The sequence below is a fragment of the Enterobacter sp. N18-03635 genome (genome assembly GCF_004006055.1).
GTDB lineage: Bacteria > Pseudomonadota > Gammaproteobacteria > Enterobacterales > Enterobacteriaceae > Enterobacter > Enterobacter vonholyi.
Genome location: NZ_CP034769.1, coordinates 3829415 through 3849941, shown reverse-complemented (window position 1 = coordinate 3849941; position 20527 = coordinate 3829415). Strand labels below are relative to the sequence as shown.

Annotated in this window: 22 protein-coding genes and 1 pseudogene; 12 read left to right on the top strand and 11 right to left on the bottom strand. The window is 58.1% G+C overall.

Annotated features, from left to right (window positions below):
* Positions 1 to 19 precede the first annotated feature (19 nt).
* Together ELK40_RS19140 and ELK40_RS19135 are read right to left on the bottom strand one after the other, a co-directional pair.
* Positions 20 to 712, bottom strand: coding sequence for a response regulator (locus ELK40_RS19140; RefSeq protein ID WP_115876257.1), 693 nt, complete (start codon positions 710 to 712; stop codon positions 20 to 22).
* On the bottom strand, positions 702 to 2327 hold the full coding sequence (locus ELK40_RS19135; protein ID WP_164850639.1) for a sensor histidine kinase: 1626 nt from the start codon (positions 2325 to 2327) through the stop codon (positions 702 to 704). The genes ELK40_RS19140 and ELK40_RS19135 overlap by 11 nt, the downstream gene beginning before the upstream one ends.
* Before the next feature lie 345 nt (positions 2328 to 2672).
* Here ELK40_RS19135 and ELK40_RS19130 point away from each other — a divergent pair, with 345 nt between their 5' ends.
* The 8 genes and pseudogenes from ELK40_RS19130 to citG all read left to right on the top strand — a co-directional run bounded on the left by ELK40_RS19130 (position 2673) and on the right by citG (position 9983).
* On the top strand, positions 2673 to 4034 hold the full coding sequence (locus ELK40_RS19130) for a 2-hydroxycarboxylate transporter family protein (protein ID WP_115876255.1): 1362 nt from the start codon (positions 2673 to 2675) through the stop codon (positions 4032 to 4034).
* A gap of 17 nt (positions 4035 to 4051) precedes the next feature.
* Positions 4052 to 4915, top strand: a complete 864-nt coding sequence (locus ELK40_RS19125; protein ID WP_047173579.1) for a fumarylacetoacetate hydrolase family protein — start codon at positions 4052 to 4054, stop codon at positions 4913 to 4915.
* A gap of 13 nt (positions 4916 to 4928) precedes the next feature.
* A complete protein-coding gene (citC, locus tag ELK40_RS19120) occupies positions 4929 to 5951 on the top strand; it encodes a [citrate (pro-3S)-lyase] ligase (RefSeq protein ID WP_047173623.1) in 1023 nt (340 codons plus the stop codon).
* 16 nt (positions 5952 to 5967) lie between these two features.
* Positions 5968 to 6261, top strand: a complete 294-nt coding sequence (gene citD / locus ELK40_RS19115; protein WP_008499773.1) for a citrate lyase acyl carrier protein — start codon at positions 5968 to 5970, stop codon at positions 6259 to 6261.
* Entirely contained in the window at positions 6258 to 7133 is an 876-nt protein-coding gene (citE, locus tag ELK40_RS19110; RefSeq protein WP_127732284.1) for a citrate (pro-3S)-lyase subunit beta, read from the top strand. Before citD ends, citE begins: the two co-directional genes overlap by 4 nt.
* A gap of 10 nt (positions 7134 to 7143) precedes the next feature.
* Positions 7144 to 8660: pseudogene (gene citF, locus ELK40_RS19105) on the top strand (citrate lyase subunit alpha).
* A gap of 2 nt (positions 8661 to 8662) precedes the next feature.
* Entirely contained in the window at positions 8663 to 9202 is a 540-nt protein-coding gene (gene citX, locus ELK40_RS19100; protein ID WP_127732282.1) for a citrate lyase holo-[acyl-carrier protein] synthase, read from the top strand.
* Positions 9180 to 9983: a triphosphoribosyl-dephospho-CoA synthase CitG gene (gene citG / locus ELK40_RS19095; protein WP_127732280.1), complete on the top strand. Its 804-nt coding sequence runs from the start codon at positions 9180 to 9182 to the stop codon at positions 9981 to 9983. The genes citX and citG overlap by 23 nt, the downstream gene beginning before the upstream one ends.
* Positions 9984 to 10062: 79 nt before the next feature.
* On the opposite strand, the gene ELK40_RS19090 is transcribed toward citG, so the two are convergent.
* From ELK40_RS19090 to mutY, 4 genes are all read right to left on the bottom strand, one after another.
* Complete coding sequence (locus ELK40_RS19090; RefSeq protein WP_115876247.1) at positions 10063 to 11319, bottom strand: nucleoside permease; 1257 nt, start codon at positions 11317 to 11319, stop codon at positions 10063 to 10065.
* 237 nt (positions 11320 to 11556) lie between these two features.
* Positions 11557 to 12633 (bottom strand): membrane-bound lytic murein transglycosylase MltC, encoded by a 1077-nt coding sequence (gene mltC / locus ELK40_RS19085; protein ID WP_111963230.1) that lies wholly within the window; start codon positions 12631 to 12633, stop codon positions 11557 to 11559.
* Between the two features lie 56 nt (positions 12634 to 12689).
* Entirely contained in the window at positions 12690 to 12962 is a 273-nt protein-coding gene (locus ELK40_RS19080) for an oxidative damage protection protein (RefSeq protein ID WP_023309138.1), read from the bottom strand.
* Positions 12963 to 12988: 26 nt separating this feature from the next.
* Positions 12989 to 14041 carry an A/G-specific adenine glycosylase gene (gene mutY / locus ELK40_RS19075; RefSeq protein WP_206529370.1) on the bottom strand — a complete coding sequence of 351 codons (1053 nt, stop codon included), beginning with the start codon at positions 14039 to 14041 and terminating at the stop codon, positions 12989 to 12991.
* Positions 14042 to 14185: 144 nt separating this feature from the next.
* On the opposite strand from mutY, the gene trmB reads away from it, so the two are divergent.
* From trmB to ELK40_RS19060, 3 genes are read left to right on the top strand one after another with little or no spacing between them, the layout of a single operon-like run.
* Positions 14186 to 14905, top strand: coding sequence for a tRNA (guanosine(46)-N7)-methyltransferase TrmB (trmB, locus tag ELK40_RS19070; protein WP_127732277.1), 720 nt, complete (start codon positions 14186 to 14188; stop codon positions 14903 to 14905).
* Positions 14905 to 15231, top strand: a complete 327-nt coding sequence (locus ELK40_RS19065) for a YggL family protein (protein WP_127732275.1) — start codon at positions 14905 to 14907, stop codon at positions 15229 to 15231. Before trmB ends, ELK40_RS19065 begins: the two co-directional genes overlap by 1 nt.
* A gap of 56 nt (positions 15232 to 15287) precedes the next feature.
* Entirely contained in the window at positions 15288 to 16004 is a 717-nt protein-coding gene (locus tag ELK40_RS19060; RefSeq protein WP_008499762.1) for a DUF2884 domain-containing protein, read from the top strand.
* Positions 16005 to 16212: 208 nt separating this feature from the next.
* Here ELK40_RS19060 and hemW read toward each other — a convergent pair whose 3' ends face one another.
* The 5 genes from hemW to ELK40_RS19035 are packed head-to-tail and all read right to left on the bottom strand — an operon-like array spanning position 16213 to position 19527.
* Entirely contained in the window at positions 16213 to 17355 is a 1143-nt protein-coding gene (hemW, locus tag ELK40_RS19055) for a radical SAM family heme chaperone HemW (RefSeq protein ID WP_127732273.1), read from the bottom strand.
* Positions 17348 to 17941: an XTP/dITP diphosphatase gene (locus tag ELK40_RS19050; RefSeq protein ID WP_127732271.1), complete on the bottom strand. Its 594-nt coding sequence runs from the start codon at positions 17939 to 17941 to the stop codon at positions 17348 to 17350. The genes hemW and ELK40_RS19050 overlap by 8 nt, the downstream gene beginning before the upstream one ends.
* A gap of 3 nt (positions 17942 to 17944) precedes the next feature.
* Positions 17945 to 18241 (bottom strand): DUF167 family protein YggU, encoded by a 297-nt coding sequence (gene yggU / locus ELK40_RS19045; protein ID WP_023309131.1) that lies wholly within the window; start codon positions 18239 to 18241, stop codon positions 17945 to 17947.
* Positions 18238 to 18804 (bottom strand): YggT family protein, encoded by a 567-nt coding sequence (locus ELK40_RS19040; protein ID WP_111963226.1) that lies wholly within the window; start codon positions 18802 to 18804, stop codon positions 18238 to 18240. The genes yggU and ELK40_RS19040 overlap by 4 nt, the downstream gene beginning before the upstream one ends.
* Before the next feature lie 21 nt (positions 18805 to 18825).
* Positions 18826 to 19527 carry a YggS family pyridoxal phosphate-dependent enzyme gene (locus ELK40_RS19035; RefSeq protein ID WP_115876245.1) on the bottom strand — a complete coding sequence of 234 codons (702 nt, stop codon included), beginning with the start codon at positions 19525 to 19527 and terminating at the stop codon, positions 18826 to 18828.
* A 17-nt stretch (positions 19528 to 19544) separates the two neighbouring features.
* Between ELK40_RS19035 and ELK40_RS19030 the strand changes: the two genes are divergently transcribed.
* A complete protein-coding gene (locus ELK40_RS19030; RefSeq protein WP_127732269.1) occupies positions 19545 to 20525 on the top strand; it encodes a type IV pilus twitching motility protein PilT in 981 nt (326 codons plus the stop codon).
* The last annotated feature ends 2 nt before the right edge of the window (positions 20526 to 20527 follow it).

The window sequence follows — 20527 nt, the reverse complement described above, 5'->3', positions numbered from 1 at the left end:
AGGGAGAGGGAACGTCTCATCAAACCGCACTACGCTTGTACATTCTCCTCGGATGCCCAATCTTACCGTACAGCATCTCCACCGTCAGAAAACCCGCCTCGACGCAGTGTTCCAGATAGCGACGGGTGGTGGTTTTACTCAACCCCGTCTCGCTCACCACCTCATCCACGGTAAAGCAGTGCGTTGCCTTGTCGTTAAACAGCGACTGCACCCGCGCCAGCGTATTTTCCTCAATGCCTTTGCTGCCGTTGTCCAGGCGGTAGTTTTTCGCCTGCAGCTGATACAGCGAATCGACGTTTTGCTGGTCGACAATCTTCCAGACCCGCTGCTGTTCGGCAAACTGTACAAACCGCTCCAGCGACTGGCTGAGCCGCTTCCAGGAGACGGGTTTGAGGATGTAGTCGAACGCGCCGTTGCGGATGGCCTGGCTGCAGGTGTCCATATCGCTGGCGGCAGTAATAAAAATCACCGAGCAGTTGGCGCGGGCCAGCATGGGGTTATTGATAAGCGAGATCCCTTTGCCGTCCGGCAGGTAGTTATCCAGCAGCACCAGCTGCGGCTGTTTATTTGCAAGCTCTGCCTGGGCCGCAGCCAGCGACGAGGCAATGCCCACCAGCCTCAGACGCGGATGTTTGCCTATCAGCTCCGCGTGCAGTTGCGCCAGTTCGTTCTCGTCTTCAACAATCAGTACGTCGATAAGTTCATGTTGCATAGTCGGTGTCTTCCAGTTGCCGGGCGGTTCCCGTGGCCGGGATAAACAGGGAGAAAATGGCGCCGCGCGGGGTATTATCGGCAACTTCTATTGCGCCGCCAGCCTGTGTGACATAGCTTTCGATCAGATACAGACCAATCCCATGATCGCCGCGCGTCTTGGTGGTGATGCCACGTTCAAAGATCCGCTCACGGATCTCCGGTGTAATGCCAACGCCCTGGTCGGCGACTTCAATAATCAGCTCCTGTTCGCTGAGCTTTATCAGCACCTCCACCGGCGCGTGGGGAAGCGGCGACCGCTGCGTCGCTTCGATGGCGTTATCCAGCAGGTTGCCAATAATTGAAATCAGTTCCTGCTCCCCGAGGGGGAGGAATGATTTATCCAGCCGACAGGCCGGATCGAAGCACAATTCAACGCCTTTCTCCCGCGCGCGGGCGGCTTTCCCCAGCAGCAGACCGCACAGGGTCGGTGAGCTGAAGCGCGAAGAGATAAAGTCCAGCAGCTCCTGGGCGTGTTCAGACTGCGCCTGAATGTAGCCAATCGCCTCCTCATAGCGGCCCATATGCAGCAGGCCGGAGAGGGTGGTCATCCGGTTTAACTGCTCGTGGCGCATAATGCGGAGGTTATCGACATAGCGTTTGACCTGGCTGAGCTGGGCGCTCAGCGAGTCGATCTCGTTGCGATCGCGGAAGGTGATCACCCAGCCCTGCAGCGACCCCTCAAGCATGATGTGTACCCGGCTGGCAATCACCGTGAGATCGTTAAAACGGCAAATCTCGTCATGGGTATCTTTCGCCAGCATCGTCTGCGTGTCGAAGAACGGGACCGGATCGATCACCTGGCTTATCAGCTGTCCGCGCAGTTCACGGGCCGGCTGGCTCAGGCCCAGCAGCTTGCGCGCCGCCTGGTTGATGACTTCAATCCGCCTTTGATCGTCAATGGCAATCACCCCTTCATAAATAGACTCCATCATGGCCTTCTGCTGACGCACCAGCAGGCCGATCTCGCGCGGCTCAAGGGAGAAGATCTGCTTCTTAATACTGCGGGTAAAGAACCAGGAGAAGATAAAGAGAGCAATCAGCAGCAGCACGGCGGCAATCAGAATGTTGACCACCTTACTGACGGTAATGGTGTCCAGGTAGCTGGTGAGATAGCCGACCGAAACGATGCCGACCACCTGTCCTGCAGCGTTGAAGATGGGGGCTTTACTGCGCAGCGAAATGCCCAGCCCGCCTTTGCGGATGGTGGTGATGCTTTTACCCTGCAATACGGCTTCGTTGTCACCGCCTACCAGCGTGGTGCCCACTCTGTCGGCAAAGACGGAGTGAAAAAGATGCTGGCCTTTATTATCACCAATCACAATAAAGCTGGCGTCGCTATGCGCAGAAATCTTCTGCATAAAATCATGGATGGCGTTGATATTCTTTTGTTCAACTTCATTACGCAATGTCGGAATAAGTGCAATCTCTTCAGCCTGTATTTTGGCTCGCGTACTCATTTCCTGATAAAGCTGTTTCCCTACGTCGGCATAATAATATCCGCCCAGTAACGCAAAAAGCACTGAGAAAAAGGCAACCAGCGAAATAAACAGCTTGATCTGGAAAGAGACTTTCATAACTATCACGTAAGGTAGCGACAAAGATCGCCAATATATCATCTTTTTTTGCGCGTACGCCCGCTTTGCCGAAAACTTGTGATCCCTTGCACAGCGGGCGCTGTAAAAGCGTTATCCAAAAGGCTAACGTGCTTTGGGCTGCATGAACAAATGTTATTTGTTTGTTCAATTTAGAAAAGAAACCATAAAAACCACGGCAATAAATAAGGTATAAATCACATTAAATAAAAGAAACCATTAAAACCATAGCTGCCATTAAAACTTCGCTTTTAATATGCCATCCCTCACATAAAGTAAGCCTTTGTGACTCTAAGCTGAACGCACAAAATAACCAAGGGGCTTATTATGAGCACAACTGACGATTCTTTCTCTGTTACCCACGACCCGATTGAAATTCAGCGACCTTCGCTCAAAGAGCGCTGGTGGCATATTATGGATACCTGGAAAATCGGGATTATTCCTCTGCCGCTGTTCGTTCTGGCGGGCGCGCTGATTGCCATTGATTGCCTGGGCGGAAAACTGCCGAGCGATATCGTGGTCATGGTGGCCACGCTGGCCTTCTTCGGCTTTGCCTGCGGCGAGTTTGGCAAACGCCTGCCGATTGTCGGCAAGCTCGGCGCGGCGGCGATTTGCGCCACCTTTATCCCTTCCGCGCTGGTCTATTACGGCCTGCTGCCGGACGTGGTGGTCGAGTCCACCACCAAGTTCTACAAATCCACCAACATTCTCTATCTCTACATCTGCTGCATTATCGTCGGCAGCATCATGAGCATGAACCGCACGGTGCTGATCCAGGGCTTCTTGCGCATTTTCTTCCCGATGCTGTGCGGCGAAATCGTCGGCATGCTGGTAGGGATGGGCGTCGGCCTGGCGCTGGGTCTTGAGCCGTTCCAGATCTTCTTCTTTATCATTCTGCCGATTATGGCGGGCGGCGTGGGCGAAGGTGCAATCCCGCTCTCCATCGGCTATGCCACCCTGCTGCATATGGATCAGGGCGTGGCGCTCGGCCGCGTGCTGCCGATGGTCATGCTCGGCGGGCTGACGGCAATCATCATCTCCGGCTGCCTGAACCAGCTCGGTAAACGCTACCCGCACCTGACCGGTGAAGGCCAGCTGATGCCTAACCGCGCCAATGCCGATGCCACCGTCTCTCAGCCAGCATTCTCCGGCAAGGCGGACGTGACCACTATCGCCTCCGGCGCGCTGCTGGCGGTGCTGCTCTATATGCTGGGCATGCTCGGCCACAAGCTGATTGGCCTGCCTGCTCCGGTCGGCATGCTGTTTATGGCGGTTCTGGTGAAGCTCTGTAACGGTGCCTCTCCGCGCCTGCTGGAAGGCTCTCAGGTGGTGTACAAATTCTTCCAGACCTCTGTGACCTATCCGATTCTCTTTGCCGTTGGCGTGGCTATCACCCCGTGGCATGAACTGGTGGCCGCCTTCACGCTGACCAACCTGCTGGTGATTATCAGCACCGTCTCCGCGCTTGTGGCGACCGGCTTCTTCGTCGGCAAAAAGATTGGTATGCACCCGATTGATGTCGCCATCGTCTCCTGCTGCCAGAGCGGTCAGGGCGGTACCGGCGACGTGGCGATCCTGACCGCAGGCAACCGCATGAGCCTGATGCCATTCGCCCAGATTGCTACCCGTATCGGCGGGGCGATTAACGTCTCTGTCTCACTGCTGATTCTGGGCAACTTCCTCGTTTAAGTTTTCAGGAAAGAACAATGAAACTCGCAAGCTTTTTATACCAGGGAAAACGCAGCTACGGCATCGTCCAGGCCGACGGCGTGATTGATTTAGGCCGCCGTCTTGGCGACCGCTACAGCGACCTTAAAGCGCTGCTGCAGGGCAACGGGCTGGCACAGGCCACCCGCTACCTGAACGATGCCGTGGACGTGCCGATGAGCGCCATCACCTTCTTACCGGTGATTGAGCAGCCGGAAAAAATCCTCTGCGTGGGCATGAACTACGCCGACAAGCGCAAGGAGTTTGACCAGCACAACCCGGCCCCGACGCTGTTTGTTCGCTTCCCGGATTCACAGACCGGACACAACGAGCCGGTGCTGAAGCCGCGCCACTCCAGCGAATTCGACTACGAAGGCGAGCTGGCGGTGATCATCGGTAAAGGCGGGGAGAACATCAGCCGCGACGACGCCCTGCGCCACGTGGCCGGCTACAGCTGCTACATGGACGGCTCCGCCCGCGACTGGCAGCACACCTGGTTTACCGCCGGTAAAAACTGGCGCAAAACCGGCGCGTTTGGCCCGTGGATGGCGACGGCAGATGAGATCCCCGATCCGCACAGGCTTGCAATCCGCACCTGGCTGAACGGCCGCATGGTGCAGGAAGACAACACCAGCAGCATGATCCACAAGGTTGCGGAGCTGATCGAGTACATCAGCACCTTCACCCGCTTAAGTCCTGGCGATGTGATCATCACCGGATCCCCGGGCGGGGTGGGTAAAAAGCGCAATCCGCCGCTGTTTATGAAAGAGGGCGATCGCATTGAGGTGGAGATCGAGCATATCGGTCATCTCAGCAACGTGATCGTGGAAGCGCCAGCCGTCGGGCTTGCGGCAGCACATTAAGTAAGGCGGCAGCATGCAATCGCAACCCATCGATTTTCGCCACACCCTCGTGGCGAAACACCCGGAACGCTTAAGCCAGATCCGCTACCTGCTGGCAGACAGCGGCCTTGGCCTGGACAACGACATCACGCTGTTCGTCGAAGCCTGGTCCGGCTCGCAGCTGGTGGGTTGCGCAGGGCTTGCTGCCAACGTTATCAAATGCGTGGCGGTCAACGAGCAGCTTCGCGGCGAGAACCTCAGCGCGCGGCTGCTGGCAGAGGTGGAAAATGCGGCGCTGGAGTGCGGCCATTTTCACCTCTTCCTCTGCACCCGTCCGTGCAACCGGGAGCGCTTTGCCCGCAGCGGCTTCTGGCCGATTGCCCAGAGCGGGAACAACGCGGTGCTGATGGAGAACACCCCGCAGGGGATCGAGCGCTACTGCCGTTCCCTGAGCGCGAAGCGCAAGTGCGGGAAGAACATTGGCGCCATCGTGATGAACGCCAATCCGTTCACCCTCGGCCACCGCCATCTGGTGGAGCAGGCGGCGCAGCGGTGCGATGCCCTGCATCTTTTTGTGGTGCGTGAAGACGCCTCGTTCTTCCCGTTCAGCGCGCGTCTGGAGATGGTGCGCGCGGGCGTGGCGCATCTGCCGAACGTCGTGGTGCATGAAGGCTCGCAGTACATCATCTCTCGCGCCACGTTTCCGGCCTACTTCCTGAAGGAGACCGGCAAAGTGCAGCAGGCGTGGAGCGAGATCGACGTGCTGATCTTCCGGGACTTTATCGCCCCGGCGCTGGGCATCACGCACCGCTTCATCGGCTCGGAGCCGTTCTGCGACATTACCCGCCAGTACAACCAGACGCTGCACGACCTGCTGGCCTCACATATTGAGGTGGTGGAAATGCCGCGCATCAAGGCCACCGGTAACGCCATATCGGCGTCCGAAGTGCGCCGCTTACTGAAGACACAGCAGTTTTCCCGGATCCGGGAGATTGTCCCGGACTCCACCTTCGCGCATCTCGAAACGCATTACCGTGCGAGTGCGGAAGTCGCTTAACTACCAGGAATTTATCATGAAAATTGTAAGGGAGGCGCTGGCCGGAACGCAGGAGTCCAGCGACCTGATGGTGAAAATCGCTCCCGCTCACGGCGAGCTGGAGATAGTCATCCACAGTGAAGTGATTAAGCAGTTTGGCGAGCAAATTCGCCAGGTGGTCAACGACACATTGCGCGCCATGAACGTGCACCAGGGATTAATTATTATTGAAGACAAAGGGGCGCTGGACTGTGTGATCCGCGCCCGCCTGCAAAGCGCGCTGATGCGTGCCGCCGATGAACAGGCCATCAACTGGGGGGCGCTGAAATGAGCAAACTCCGCCGCAGTATGCTGTTCCTGCCGGGCGCCAACGCCGCCATGCTCTCCACCGCCTTTATCTACCGTCCCGACTCCATCATGTTTGATCTTGAGGACGCCGTTGCCCTGCGCGAGAAGGATACCGCGCGCATGCTGGTGTTCCATGCCCTGCAGCATCCGATGTATCAGGATATCGAAACCGTGGTGCGCATTAACCCGCTGAGCACGCCGTTTGGCCTGCTGGATCTGAAAGCCGCCGTGCGGGCAGGCGTGGACGTGATCCGACTGCCGAAAACCGACACGCCGGACGACATCTACGAGCTGGAAGGCCACCTTGAGCGCATCGAGCAGGAGTGTGGCCGCGAGGTCGGCTCCACCCGCGTAATGGCGGCGATTGAGTCGGCCATTGGCGTCATCAACGCCGTGGCGATTGCCCGCAGCTCTCCGCGCCTTATCGGCATTGCGCTGGCCGCCTTTGACTACGTGATGGACATGCAGACCGAGCGCGGCGATGGCACCGAGCTGTTCTACGCCCGCTGCGCCGTGCTGCACGCCGCCCGCGCGGCGGGCATCGACGCCTTCGACGTGGTGTGGTCAGACGTTAACGACGAGGCCGGGTTCCTGCGCGAGGTCGATTTGATCCGCAAGATGGGCTTTAACGGCAAATCGCTGATCAACCCGCGCCAGATTGACCTGCTGCACAACGCCTACGCCCCGACGCAGGAAGAGGTGGATCACGCCAGAAGGGTGATTGAGGCTGCAGAAGAGGGCGAGCGTAACGGCCTGGGCGTGGTGTCGCTTAACGGCAAAATGGTGGATGCACCGATTATTAACCACGCGCAGGTGGTGCTGGAGCGCGCGGCGGCCTCCGGCGTGCGTCGGTAAGGATGAAATAATGAATCAGACAGAACTTCTTCACGTGAATTTTCCCCATCTGCGGGACCTAAAACCGTTTGATACCGCCCACAGCGCCACGCCGTGCTGGCGGACAGCGACGCGAAACACAGCCGCAAGCTGTGCGCCTCTGTTGAAGAGGCGGTTAAGCGCTGCGGCCTGCAGGACGGCATGACCATCTCCTTCCACCACGCGTTTCGCGAAGGCGATCGGGTGATCAACACCGTTGTGGCGCTGCTGGCGCGCATGGGCTTCAAAAACCTGACCCTGGCCTCCAGCTCGCTGATGACCTGCAACGACGCGCTGATCGAGCATATCGAAAGCGGCGTCATCACCCGGATTTACACCTCGGGCATGCGCGGCAGGCTGGCGGATGCCATCTCCCACGGGCTGATGGACGAGCCGGTGCAAATCCACTCCCACGGCGGTCGCGTGAAGCTGCTCCAGGACGGCGAGCTGAATATCGACGTGGCGTTTCTCGGCGTGCCGTGCAGCGATGAGTTTGGCAACGCCAACGGGACGCACGGAAAATCGTGCTGCGGCTCGCTGGGGTACGCCATGGTGGACGCGCACTTTGCCCGTAAGGTGGTGCTGCTGACTGAAGAACTGGTGCCGTTCCCCAATATGCCCGCCAGCCTGGTGCAGGACCAGGTGGACTACATCGTGCAGGTTGAAAGCGTAGGCGACCCGGCGAAAATCAGCGTCGGCGCGGCGCGCGTCACCAGCAACCCGCGCGAGCTGATGATCGCCCGCTATGCGGCGGACGTGATTGAGCATTCCGGCTACTTCAAACCGGGCTTCTCGATGCAGACCGGCTCCGGCGCGGCGGCCACGGCCTGCACCCGCTTTATGGAAGAGAAGATGGAGCGCAGCGGCGTGAAGGCGCGCTTTGCGCTCGGCGGCATCACCGGCAGCCTGGTGGACCTGCACGAGAAGGGGCTGATCGAAAAGCTGCTCGATACCCAGTGCTTTGACGGTCAGGCGGCGGCTTCGCTGGCGCGCAACCCGAACCACGTGGAGATCTCCACCAACGTCTACGCCAACCCCGGCAGCAAGGCGGCAAGCTGTGACCAGCTCGACGTGGTGATCCTCAGCGCGCTTGAAATCGACGTTGATTTCAACGTCAACGTCATCACCGGCTCCGACGGGGTGATGCGAGGCGCGTCCGGCGGGCACTGCGACGTGGCCGCCGCGGCGAATCTGACCATCGTCGTCGCGCCGCTGCTGCGCAGCCGCATTCCCACGGTTGTGAAGCGGGTTACCACGCGCCTCACGCCGGGCGAAAGCATCGACGTGCTGGTCACCGACCACGGCATCGCGGTTAACCCGGCGCGTCCGGAAATCCGCGAGCGGCTGCTGGAAGCCGGGCTGAAGGTTGTGGATATCAACGCGCTGTACGAGCGGGCGATCTCCCTGACCGGCATCCCTAAACCGATAGAGTTTACCGACAAAATCGTCGGGGTGATCCGCTACCGCGACGGCAGCGTGATCGACACCGTGCGACAGGTGAAGGAGTAAGTATGATTTCAGCGACACCCGTGCGGACGGGTGTCAGCCTGGACGAACTGCTGGCGGCGAAAGAGCGCCGCGCAGCGCGCCAGGCTGACATGCTCGAGCACTATCAACAACCGGTGATTTCCCTCACGCTGGTCACGCCAGGGGAAATCAAGGACAGCCTGCGCTATCGCAATACCATGGGCGTGGCGCTGCAGATGTGCGACCAGCTGCTGTGGGAAAACCGCTGGCAGGTGCTGGACCGCCAGGTTCTATGGCTCCCGACCGGGCCAGAAGCCCTGTGGTGCGTGGCCCATCCGGCGGCGGAAATCAAAGCGCACTGTGCGAATCTGGAGCAGATGCACCCGCTCGGCAGGCTGTGGGATCTGGACGTGATCTGCCCTAAGCACGGCCACGTCGGGCGTCAGTCGCTGGGCGCAAATCTAAGGCGTTGCCTGATCTGCGACGAGCCCGCTCATGCCTGCTCCCGTTCGCGCGCTCATCCTGTGGAGCAGGTGGTTTCCCGCGTGGAGAAAATGATCGATGACTGGTTTGCTCGCGACTAAACCGCGCCCGGTTGACGTGCCTGCGCTTGCCGAAGCGGCGCTGTGGCAGGAGCTGGAGCTGACGCCCAAGCCGGGGCTGGTGGACAAGCTCAATAACGGTTCCCATCGCGATATGGACCATGCGCTGTTCGTTCGCAGCATTATGGCGATTACGCCGTGGTTTACGCGCTTTGCCGAGTTGGGCAGCGCGCATGCGGATAAACCCGCTGGCGAACAGCTACGCCTTCTCCGCCCGATGGGGATGGCCTGCGAGCAGGCGATGTACGCCGCGACGAACGGAGTGAATACCCACAAGGGCGGGATTTTTGCTCTGGGTTTACTGTGCTTCGCCGGCGGTCGTGTGAAAAATATCTCCGCAGATAGCCTCTGCTGTGAGGTGAGTAACATCTGCCGCGGGCTGGTGTCGCGGGAGCTGGCCGCACGCAGCGGGCAGGCGACGGCGGGCGAGCGGCAGTTTCAGCAGTACGGCTTAACCGGGGCGCGCGGCGAGGCTGAGAGCGGCTTTGCGACGGTCCGTAAGGCGCTGGCGCAGTGGAACGGACATTCACTTCACGGCCTGCTGTTACGCCTGATGGCGGTTAATCAGGACAGTAATCTGGTTTCACGCGGCGGCATGGAAGGGCTGCGCTACGTTCAGGGCTATGCGCGGGAATTACTGGCCACTGGCTGGGACCGCGAGGCGTTGCTTAAGATGGATAACGCACTGATTGAACGGAACCTGAGCCCGGGCGGTAGCGCGGATTTGCTGTCGGTGGGTTGGGTGCTGTCTGGAATAAAATAGCCGGGTGGCGGCTTCGCCTTACCCGGCCTACGGTCTTGTTTTGTAGGCCCGGCAAGCGCAGCGCCACCGGGCACAACAATCAATGCGCGATCGGCTGCGCACCGTGCGGCTCGCGCACGTGCTTGTACTTGAACAGCGCGATGAACGCGAAGAACAGCACCAGCGAGTACGCCGCGAAGATCAGCCATACAGGCTGCCAGTTGGTGATGCCGTTGGTGGTGTACATCTCAACCACTTTACCGCTCACCACGCCGCCCAGAATACAGCCGAAGCCGTTGGTCATCATCAGGAACATACCCTGCGCGCTGGCGCGGATTTCAGGCTTCACTTCTTTTTCCACAAACACCGAACCGGAGATGTTGAAGAAGTCGAAGGCGCAGCCGTAAACAATCATCGACAGCACCAGCAGCACGGTGCCGAACGGGCTTGGATCGCCGTAGGCGAACAGGCCGAAGCGCAACATCCACGCCGCGATACTGATCAGCATGACGTTCTTGATGCCGTAGCGGCTCAGGAAGAACGGGATGGTCAGGATGAACAGCGTCTCAGAGATCTGAGAGATGGACATCATGACCGACGCATGTTCAACGATAAAACTGCCGGAGAACAGCGGGTTGTTATCGAAGCTGTGCAGGAAGGTGTTGCCGAACATGTTGGTGATCTGCAGCTCTGCGCCCAGCAGCATGGAGAAGATAAAGAAGATCGCCATGCGTTTGTTTTTGAACAGCGCGAAGGCGTCCAGGCCGAGCATGGTGCTCCAGCTCTGGTTTTTCTGCTGGTTAGAAACCGGAATGGTCGGCAGCGTCAGGGTGAAGATCGCCAGCACCACGGAGAGCGCCGCACCGATATAGAGCTGCATATGGCTCAGTTCGAAGCCCGCGAAGCTCACGCCCCACATCGCCATGATAAAGCCGATGGTGCCCCAGATACGGATTGGCGGGAAATCGGTCACGATATCCATATCCGCAGACTTCAGGCGGTAGTAGGAGATGGTGTTGATCAGCCCAAGCGTTGGCATATAGGCCAGCGAGTTAAGCAGGATCACCATGAACATCGCCCCCGGCGTGGTCACCTGGGCTGCCATAAACAGCGTCCCCGCACCCACCAGATGGCAAAGCATGTACAGCCATTTGGCGCTTAGCCATTTATCCGCCACGATGCCCAGCAGCGTTGGCATGAAGACAGCCGCAATACCGAGCGAGCTGTAGACGGCACCGATTGACGCACCATCGAACTTGAGCGTCACAAACATATAGGAGCCGAGTGTAGTCAGCCAGCTACCCCACAGGCAGAACTGCAGAAACGACAATATTTTAAGCTGCAGCTTAAGGTTCATGTTACTTTCCTCACAAGTGAGCGGGAGATATGTTGTTTTGGGAACATTCAGGGTTGTTATTTGATGCAATTCTATCAGTTGGCAACGATATGTTTTGTTACCTCCCGCAAAAAAATGCAATCCACATTAATTTGCAGTTTGGATTGTGATGCAAATAACATTTTCGTATGGGTGGGTGATGGGGGCGGCCTGATGCCCTCACCCCAAAGGGGAGAGGGCAGGGTGAGTGGCCGTTTTTTAGCGACGACGGTAGTTCTTCTGCGCCGTATTCACCTTATACAGATAGCGACGGGATTCCGCAGACGGGTGGCGGGTGGTGAGGGTAGAGTAGACATCCCCCGGCGCCATGCTGTTGATGATGTTCGCGGCCTGCACTTTGTCATTTGAGAAGACGCGCAGCACGCTGCCCGCGCCGCCGTTATAGGCGGTGATCACTGCATAGCGGCGCGACGTCGGGTTGTCTATGCCGCCCAGGTAGACATTGTTCAGCATCGCCAGATAGGCCGTGCCGGTATCAATGTTGCTCTGCGGGTCGAACAGATAGCTGCGGCTCGGCGTGCCGGATTTACCCTGCGCGCGGAAGACGTCTTTACCGGCGCTGTGCTGCACAACCTGCATCAGCCCCAGGGCATCGGAACGGCTTACCGCATACGGGTTAAACGAGGATTCGGTCTGCATAATCGCCAGGATCAGCGACTCATCCACGCCGTATTTACGCGAGGCCTGACGCACCATGCCCAGATACTTATGCGCACGCTTGTCGAGGTGGTTCGGGACGAGGTTGATGGTGACGCTATAGATGATCTTCAGACCGTTAGAGCGGCTCTTCAGGCGCGTCTGCAGCAGGTAGTCGGCAAATTTCGTGGCGCGGCCTTCCCAGCGGATCGGCTGACCGGTCTGATCGACGACCTGGCCGTACAGGAACGGCTCTTTCGAGATGGTAATATCGTCGGCATCGGAGTAGAGATCGATAGAGCCAGGATCGTCACCCATCAGCAGGGTTTTGATTATCGCCTGACGCAGTCGTGCCGCAGGGTCCGTGCCTGCGATGGTCTCAATCGTGATCGTCCCCTCATCAAAGTTGATGTGGCTACGGGTCAGATAGGCGTCGGTGTACTTAACGTAGTCCTTAGGTCCGGCAATAAGAACTTCGTTAAATCCCCATATGTTCTCGATGTTGTGGGCAAACTGCCCCATCAAAATGTCAAAACCGTTGGTGTCCTTGATCCAGGCTTCGTTGTAATCTTCGCCTTTTTTTGACGAACACGAGACCAGCAACGGCGCAACAAGGGCTAGCGCTAAAAGTTTTTTCATCATTCCGGGAGTGCGTGTTGTGTTTGCTTTAACGGCGGGGTTTGCCCCGCACGCTGTTATTTTTCCGGTGGCGTATAGCCTTCGATGTGCACGTCTTTTCCTTCGAACAGGAAGCTCACCATCTCCTGCTCAAGCAGCTTGCGGTGTTCCGGGTTCATCATGCTGAGTTTCTTCTCGTTGATCAGCATGGTCTGCTTTTTCTGCCACTGTCCCCAGGCTTCTTTGGAGATTTCATTGTAGATGCGTTTACCCAGGTCGCCCGGATAAAGCTGGAAATCCTGGCCTTCAGCGTCACGCTGCAGGAAAGTACAAAAAATCGTTCTGGCCATACTCATTCCTCTTTTTCTTGTCGATGCTAAACCATTGCACCGGCACGTAATTGCTGTAACAGGCGCTCCACGGGAGCCGCCAGTCCGACTGATGGCGGTTGCGCTAAGTTATACCAGAGAGCGGTGCCTTCATCCATGCACGAGGCGACGGAGGACACGGGAAGCCACATCGGCACAATATCCAGATGGAAATGGCTGAAGGTGTGGCGAAACGCGGTCAGCTGCGTCAGGTTATCGGCAGCAATCCCGCGCTGTTTAAGCCATTCACGCAGCAAGTCTTCATCTTCAAACTGTGGGAAGCAGTATAGACCACCCCACAGACCGCTCGGCGGACGCTGGGCGAGGAAGACCTCGTCACCGTGCTGCATCAGCAGCATATAGCCGGTGCGCTCCGGCAGCGTCTGCTTGGGTTTCTTACCCGGATACTGCGCCCATGAATGGTTGGCATACGCCACGCAGAGATTATTCACCGGGCAGAGTTCGCATTTTGGTTTTGAGCGCGTGCAGACCATGGCGCCGAGATCCATCATCGCCTGGTTGAAACGCTCGACGCCGTTAGCCGGAGTAACCGCCTCACTTATTTCCCAAAGACGTTTTTCAACGTCCTTCTTCCCCGGCCAGCCGTCGACGGCATAGCAGCGCGCCAGCACGCGCTTCACGTTGCCGTCGAGGATAGGGAAATGCTTGCCTAAAGACAGGGAGAGAATAGCGCCTGCGGTTGAACGTCCAACGCCGGGGAGATCGGCCACCTCATCGAAGGTTTCCGGGAACTTCCCGCTGTGGCGCGTGGCGACCTGCTGTGCGGCCTTGTGAAGGTTACGCGCGCGGGCGTAATAGCCAAGACCGGTCCACAGGTGCAGGACCTCGTCCAGCGGCGCGTTGGCCAGATCGGTCACCGTCGGGAAGCGCGCCATAAAACGCTCGAAGTAAGGGATCACCGTGGCGACCTGCGTTTGTTGCAACATCACCTCGGAGAGCCATACTTTGTAAGGCGTTTTTTCAATTTGCCAGGGCAGGGTTTTACGCCCGTATTTGTCGTACCAGTCCAGCACCTGGGCTGAAAATTGAGAGGCTTGCATGGTCATCGATTCGCATAATCAGGGACGCAGATTGCAGCACAGCGTCAATCTGCTGTAAACCGGATCTTTCCCATGCTTGCATAGAAGCCTTAACTTTGGATAATGCCCGTTTCCCGAACATTCTCACAAGCAGACAACTCTTTTATGAAAAACGACGTCATTTCACCGGAATTTGATGAAAACGGTCGCCCGCTGCGCCGTATTCGCAGCTTTGTCCGTCGTCAGGGCCGCCTGACAAAAGGTCAGCAACACGCGCTGGACAACTACTGGCCGGTGATGGGCGTTGAGTTCAGCGAGCAGCCTCTGGATTTTGCCGAGCTGTTTGGCCGCGACGCGTCGGTCACGCTGGAAATTGGCTTCGGTATGGGCGCCTCGCTGGTGACCATGGCGAAAGCGCGCCCGGAGCAGAACTTCCTCGGTATCGAAGTGCATTCGCCGGGCGTGGGCGCGTGTCTGGCAACGGCCCACGAAGAGGGCGTTGAGAACCTGCGCGTGATGTGTCACGACGCGGTGGAAGTGCTGCACAAAATGATTCCTGACAATTCTTTAACCATGGTTCAGCTCTTTTTCCCTGACCCGTGGCACAAAGCGCGTCATAATAAACGCCGTATCGTTCAGGCGCCGTTTGCCGAGCTGGTAAAAAGCAAGCTGAAGCTGGGCGGTGTCTTCCATATGGCGACCGACTGGGAACCGTATGCGGAACATATGCTGGAAGTGATGTCGTCGCTGGACGGTTACAAAAACCAGTCTGCGAGCAACGACTATGTACCGCGTCCGGAATCGCGTCCGGTAACGAAATTTGAACAGCGTGGCCATCGTCTTGGTCACGGTGTATGGGACTTAATGTTCGAGAGGGTGAAATAATGGCAAAGAATCGTAGCCGTCGTCTGCGTAAAAAGATGCACATCGAAGAATTCCAGGAAGTGGGCTTCTCCGTTGCGTGGCGTTTCCCGGAAGGCACCAATGTAGAACAGATCGATCAGGACGTGGATGCGTTCATCAACGACGTGATTGAGCCAAACAAGCTGGCCTTCGACGGTAGCGGCTACCTGGCATGGGAAGGTCTGATCTGCACCCAGGAAGTGGGTAAATGCACCGAAGAACATCAGGCTCTGGTACGTAAGTGGCTTGAAGACCACAAGCTCGAAGATGTCCGCGTCAGCGAACTTTTCGACGTTTGGTGGGACTAATTAAGCAGTAAGGGGCCAGCATTAGCTGGCCCGTTTTGTCTGAGGGAGTGTTTAAGATGCGCAAAACGTTGCTGGCAGTTGCTTTGATGGCAACCGGATTCACCGCCCATGCGGATTATCAGTGTAGCGTCACCCCGCGTGATGACGTGGTGTTAAGCCCGCAAACCGTGCAGGTCAAAGGCGAGAACGGCAATCTGGTGATTACGCCAGAAGGGAACGTCACCTATAACGGCAAGCAGTACAACCTGACTGCCGCACAGCGCGAGCAGGCGAAAGACTACCAGTCCGAATTGCGTACCGCGCTGCCGTGGATTAATGAAGGTGCCCTGACGCGCGTCGAAAAGAGCCGCGTGGCGCTGGATAAGATCATCACCAAAGAGGTGGGGGAGAGCAGCAACATGCGCACCCGCCTGACGAAGCTGGACAAGCAGCTTAAAGAGCAGATGAACCGTATTATCGAGACGCGCTCCGACGGCCTGACGTTCCACTATAAGGCGATCGATCAGGTCCGTGCCGACGGGCAGCAGCTGGTGAACCAGGCGATGGGCGGCATCCTGCAGGACAGCATCAACGAGATGGGTGCCAAAGCGGTGCTGAAAGGCGGCGGTAACCCGCTGCAGGGCGTGCTGGGCAGTCTGGGCGGCCTGCAAACCTCCATTCAGAACGAGTGGAAAAACCAGGAAGATGATTTCCAGCAGTTCGGCAAAGACGTGTGTAAGCGCGTGGTGTCGCTGGAAGACAGCCGTAAGGCGCTGGTGGGGACGCTGAAGTAAGTTCCCCTCACCCTATCCCTCTCCCCAAAGGGGCGAGGGGATGGTTTGCTCCCTCTCCCTTTCAGGGTGTACGGTCCGGGGACATGGCGAACAATTTTTAACATCCTTTACCCATGGTGATCGACTGTCTCTTCAGGTCGATCATCCACACACTCTGCCAACCTTTCCCTCAGCCGGCAGAACGGGATGCAAAATCCTGAATCCGCCTTCAGGATTCTTCGGCGAGGAACAGCTCAAGAAGGGAGTTTAAGAACAGCTTGCCGTGCTCGGTGATCTGCCAGTATTTCTCACTCTCGGTGAGATACCCCTGCGCCAGCGCTTCGTCAATCTGCGGGCGAATCACCGATTCCGCCAGCCCTGTGTACAGCGCAAACTCCGCGCGCGGCGCGGCTTCCAGCAGACGGAAGCGGTTCATAAAGAACTCAAACGGCTTATCCGCCGCTTCGACGTCGTGCTGGCGCTCCAGGTAGCGGCCTTCCATATACCCGCGCGGGTGGCGGGTTTTGGCAGTACGCAGAATCCGCCCGTCCGGGAAGGTCACCTTGCCGTGCGCGCCGCAGCCAATCCCGAGATAGTCACCAAAACGCCAGTAGTTCAGGTTGTGCTGACACTGGTAGCCCGGCTTTGCATACGCCGACGTTTCGTACTGCTGATAGCCCGCAGCGGTTAAAAGCCTGTGACCCTGCTCGAAGATATCCCACAGCGCGTCGTCATCCGGCAGCACCGGCGGACGCGAGCCAAACAGGGTGTTGGGCTCGATGGTGAGCTGATACCACGACAGGTGCGGCGGGTTCAGTTCGATCGCCTGGCGCAGGTCGTCCAGCGCCTCTTCCAGCGACTGGTCCGGCAGGCCGTGCATCAAATCCAGGTTAAAGCTGCGCAGGCCCAGACCGGTCGCCAGGTTTGCCGCGCGCTTCGCCTCTTCCGGGCCGTGAATACGCCCCAGGCGCTTCAGTTTCGGCTCGCTAAAGCTCTGCACGCCGATGGAGATGCGGTTCACGCCCGCGCGCTGATAGTCGACAAAACGGTCGGCCTCAACGGTACCGGGGTTGGCTTCCATCGTGATTTCAGCATCCGCTGCCAGGTTCAGGCGCGCACGCACGCCGTCCAGCAGCGTCTGCATCGCCGGGCCTGACAGCAGGCTCGGCGTACCGCCACCTATGAAAATGGTCTTAACTTCACGTCCCTGTGCGTAAGGTACATCGGCGTCCAGGTCGGCCAGCAGATGCGCAACGTAGTCATCGTGCGGCACTTCGCCCTTCAGCGCGTGCGAGTTGAAATCGCAGTACGGGCATTTCTGCACGCACCACGGGATGTGAATATAAAGACTCAGAGGCGGCAAATTAGCCATTACGCAGTGCTTCCAGTAACAGTTTCAGCGCGCGTCCACGGTGGGATATCGCGCTTTTCTCTTCGCGGGTCAGTTCCGCAGCGGTTTTGCCCTCGGTCGGGACAAAGAAAATCGGATCGTAGCCAAAGCCGCCGTTGCCAGCCGCTTCACGAGTAATCACGCCCGGCCAGCTGCCGTGGCAGACGATCGGCGTAGGGTCTTCCGCGTGACGCATATAGACCAGTACGCAGTGGAACTGCGCGGAGCGCTGTTCGTCCGGTACGTCTTTAAGGGCGACAAGCAGCTTTTCCAGATTCTGCTGGTCGGTTGCGTCAACGCCGGAATAGCGCGCGGAGTAAATCCCCGGTGCGCCGCCGAGAAAATCCACGGCCAGGCCGGAGTCGTCAGCAATCGCGGGCAGGCCGGTAATCTGCGCGGCGTGACGCGCTTTCAGGATCGCGTTTTCGATAAACGTCAGCCCCGTCTCTTCGGCGGAATCCACGCCAAGGTCGGTCTGGGCGATCACGTCCAGACCAAAATCATTTAATAGCGAGGCCAGCTCGCGCACTTTACCGGCGTTGCCGGTCGCGAGAACAACTTTCTGCATGGTTTAGTCCTGTTCTTTCAGAGCCGCGACTTCCGTCGGGATAGATTGCGGATTAAGGATTTTTACCTGTTTATGTCGCCCAAGTTCACCTTTTTCAATGATGACCTGGCTTTTGGCGACGCGAAACTGTTTTGCCAGATATTTGGTAAGATGCGCGTTCGCCTGGCCGTCAACCGGCGGGGCGGTGATGGCGACTTTTAACTCGTCGCCATGCAGCCCAACGATACCGTCACGGCTGGCTTTGGGCTGAATATACAGCCGCAAAACCAGCCCGTCAGCGCAGGTGCTTACTGCACTCATAGCGCCATCCACAGCCCCGGCAGCAGCATATTGCCCGTGGACTGCAGCAGCTCAGCGATCCCCATGTTGACCACATAGAGCAGCAGTACCAGGATCATCGGCGAGAAATCAATACCGCCCATCGAAGGCAGCAGGTTGCGAATCGGGCGCAGCAGCGGTTCGGCCAGTTGGATCAGCGCATATTCTACCGGACTACGGCCCTGGCTTACCCAGCTCATGATGGCCATGACCAGCAGCACCCAAAAAATCAGCAGACCGACGGTTTTGATTAAAATCAGGACCGCAGCAATCCAGATAATCGGCTGGAAGGTGATGACCATAAACAGCACGATCGCTTTGATAACGCTGAGAATAAACGCCACCAGCAGAGACGAACTGTCGATGGGACCCATCGCCGGGATAATACGACGCAGCGGCCCGACAACAGGCTGCGTGATTTTCACGACAAACTGCGAGAACGGATTGTAAAAATCACAGCGGGCCCACTGCATCCAGACGCGCAGCAAAAGCGCCATCGTATACAGCTCAAGCACAGTTGAGAGCAGGAAAGTCAACGTCTTCATGGCGTTCCTCAGGTTTCCTTATTATTTTGAGTAGTCGCGCGCACCGAAAATTGCCGTGCCGATGCGCACCATAGTGCTGCCTGCCGCGATGGCGGCTTCCATATCGTCCGACATGCCCAGAGAAAGCGTGTCTACCGTGTTATAGCGCGCTTTAAGCGCCTCAAATGCTACAGCCATTTGCTGTGCCACGGCAAACTGCCTTTCATAACTTGACTCAGGCGCCGGAATTGCCATCAGCCCGCGCAGGGTTAGGCGCGGCAGGGCGGCCACTTCGGCTGCCAGCGCATCCAGCTCGCTCAGCGCAATGCCGGACTTGCTGTTTTCATCGCTGATGTTGATTTGAATCAGCACGTTAAGCGCTTGCATCTCTGACGGACGCTGGTCGTTCAGGCGTGTCGCAATGCGCAGACGGTCAACGGTATGGCACCAGTCAAAGTGCTCCGCCACCAGACGGCTTTTGTTCGACTGCAGTGGACCAATAAAGTGCCACTGCAGATCCGTATTCCCCTGTTCCTGGAAGGAACGAATTTTATCCACGCCTTCCTGGACGTAGTTTTCACCAAACGCGCGTTGGCCTGCGTCAATAGCTTCTGCGATGGCGCTCGCAGGCTTGGTTTTGCTGACTGCAAGCAGCGTAATTTCTTCTGAAGCCCGGCCGCAACGCGTTGCGGCGGCTGAGATTTTGTCCCGGACCTGTGCCAGGTTATGCGCAATGTCGTTCATTTTCCGAGGAGTAGTCTATGGATGTGGAAGAAATTGTGGCCCTTAGTGTAAAGCATAACGTCTCCGATCTACACCTGTGCAGTGATTCGCCACCCCGCTGGCGCAGAACGGGCCGCCTTGAACCGGCACCGTTTCCTCCTCCTGACGTCGGGGCGTTGTTAAAAGCGTGGCTCAACGATGAGCAGCAGGGAACATGGTGGGCAAATGGACAGGTGGATTTTGCCGCGACGGTAACGGGAGGCCAGCGTCTGCGCGGGAGTGCCTTTAAGCAGATGCGCGGTGTCTCTGTGACGCTGCGGCTGTTGCCGCGTACCTGTCCGCAGCTCGCTACGCTGGGCGCGCCGCGGGCAATCCCGGAACTGTTATCCAATGACGCCGGGCTGATTCTGGTCACGGGGGCGACCGGCAGCGGCAAATCTACGACGCTGGCGGCGATGGTCGATTTTCTCAACCACCATACTGACGGCCATATCCTCACGCTTGAAGATCCGGTGGAGTTTATCTACCAGAGCGAGCGTTGCCTGATCCAGCAGCGGGAGATTGGCCAGCACAGTCCGTCATTTGCCGACGCGCTGCGCAGTGCCTTACGCCAGGATCCGGACGTTATTTTGCTGGGGGAGCTGCGCGACAGCGAAACGGTCCGCCTGGCGCTAACGGCGGCGGAAACCGGACATCTGGTGCTGGCGACGCTGCATACGCGCGGGGCATCGCAGGCGATTGAACGGCTGGTCGATACGTTCCCGGCGCAGGAGAAAGATCCGGTGCGTAACCAGCTGGCCGGCAGCCTCCGGGCAGTGCTGGCGCAGAAGCTGCTTCCCGATCTGCAGGACGGCCGCGTCGCGCTGTATGAACTGCTGGTGAACACCGCTGCGGCGGCAAATCTTATTCGTGAAGGGAAAACGTGGCAACTGCCCGGCATCATCCAAACCGGTCTGCAGGCAGGAATGCAGAACTTTGACCAGAGCCTGGCGGAGAGACGGGCGCAGGGGCGGCTGTAGGC

Excerpts from the sequence above, each read along its gene's own strand:
- ELK40_RS19140 (WP_115876257.1), bottom strand. The coding sequence starts at position 712 with ATGCAACATGAACTTATCGACGTACTGATTGTTGAAGACGAGAACGAA.
- ELK40_RS19135 (WP_164850639.1), bottom strand. The coding sequence starts at position 2,327 with ATGAAAGTCTCTTTCCAGATCAAGCTGTTTATTTCGCTGGTTGCCTTT.
- ELK40_RS19130 (WP_115876255.1), top strand. The coding sequence starts at position 2,673 with ATGAGCACAACTGACGATTCTTTCTCTGTTACCCACGACCCGATTGAA.
- ELK40_RS19125 (WP_047173579.1), top strand. The coding sequence starts at position 4,052 with ATGAAACTCGCAAGCTTTTTATACCAGGGAAAACGCAGCTACGGCATC.
- citC (WP_047173623.1), top strand. The coding sequence starts at position 4,929 with ATGCAATCGCAACCCATCGATTTTCGCCACACCCTCGTGGCGAAACAC.
- citD (WP_008499773.1), top strand. The coding sequence starts at position 5,968 with ATGAAAATTGTAAGGGAGGCGCTGGCCGGAACGCAGGAGTCCAGCGAC.
- citE (WP_127732284.1), top strand. The coding sequence starts at position 6,258 with ATGAGCAAACTCCGCCGCAGTATGCTGTTCCTGCCGGGCGCCAACGCC.
- citX (WP_127732282.1), top strand. The coding sequence starts at position 8,663 with ATGATTTCAGCGACACCCGTGCGGACGGGTGTCAGCCTGGACGAACTG.
- citG (WP_127732280.1), top strand. The coding sequence starts at position 9,180 with ATGACTGGTTTGCTCGCGACTAAACCGCGCCCGGTTGACGTGCCTGCG.
- ELK40_RS19090 (WP_115876247.1), bottom strand. The coding sequence starts at position 11,319 with ATGAACCTTAAGCTGCAGCTTAAAATATTGTCGTTTCTGCAGTTCTGC.
- mltC (WP_111963230.1), bottom strand. The coding sequence starts at position 12,633 with ATGAAAAAACTTTTAGCGCTAGCCCTTGTTGCGCCGTTGCTGGTCTCG.
- ELK40_RS19080 (WP_023309138.1), bottom strand. The coding sequence starts at position 12,962 with ATGGCCAGAACGATTTTTTGTACTTTCCTGCAGCGTGACGCTGAAGGC.
- mutY (WP_206529370.1), bottom strand. The coding sequence starts at position 14,041 with ATGCAAGCCTCTCAATTTTCAGCCCAGGTGCTGGACTGGTACGACAAA.
- trmB (WP_127732277.1), top strand. The coding sequence starts at position 14,186 with ATGAAAAACGACGTCATTTCACCGGAATTTGATGAAAACGGTCGCCCG.
- ELK40_RS19065 (WP_127732275.1), top strand. The coding sequence starts at position 14,905 with ATGGCAAAGAATCGTAGCCGTCGTCTGCGTAAAAAGATGCACATCGAA.
- ELK40_RS19060 (WP_008499762.1), top strand. The coding sequence starts at position 15,288 with ATGCGCAAAACGTTGCTGGCAGTTGCTTTGATGGCAACCGGATTCACC.
- hemW (WP_127732273.1), bottom strand. The coding sequence starts at position 17,355 with ATGGCTAATTTGCCGCCTCTGAGTCTTTATATTCACATCCCGTGGTGC.
- ELK40_RS19050 (WP_127732271.1), bottom strand. The coding sequence starts at position 17,941 with ATGCAGAAAGTTGTTCTCGCGACCGGCAACGCCGGTAAAGTGCGCGAG.
- yggU (WP_023309131.1), bottom strand. The coding sequence starts at position 18,241 with ATGAGTGCAGTAAGCACCTGCGCTGACGGGCTGGTTTTGCGGCTGTAT.
- ELK40_RS19040 (WP_111963226.1), bottom strand. The coding sequence starts at position 18,804 with ATGAAGACGTTGACTTTCCTGCTCTCAACTGTGCTTGAGCTGTATACG.
- ELK40_RS19035 (WP_115876245.1), bottom strand. The coding sequence starts at position 19,527 with ATGAACGACATTGCGCATAACCTGGCACAGGTCCGGGACAAAATCTCA.
- ELK40_RS19030 (WP_127732269.1), top strand. The coding sequence starts at position 19,545 with ATGGATGTGGAAGAAATTGTGGCCCTTAGTGTAAAGCATAACGTCTCC.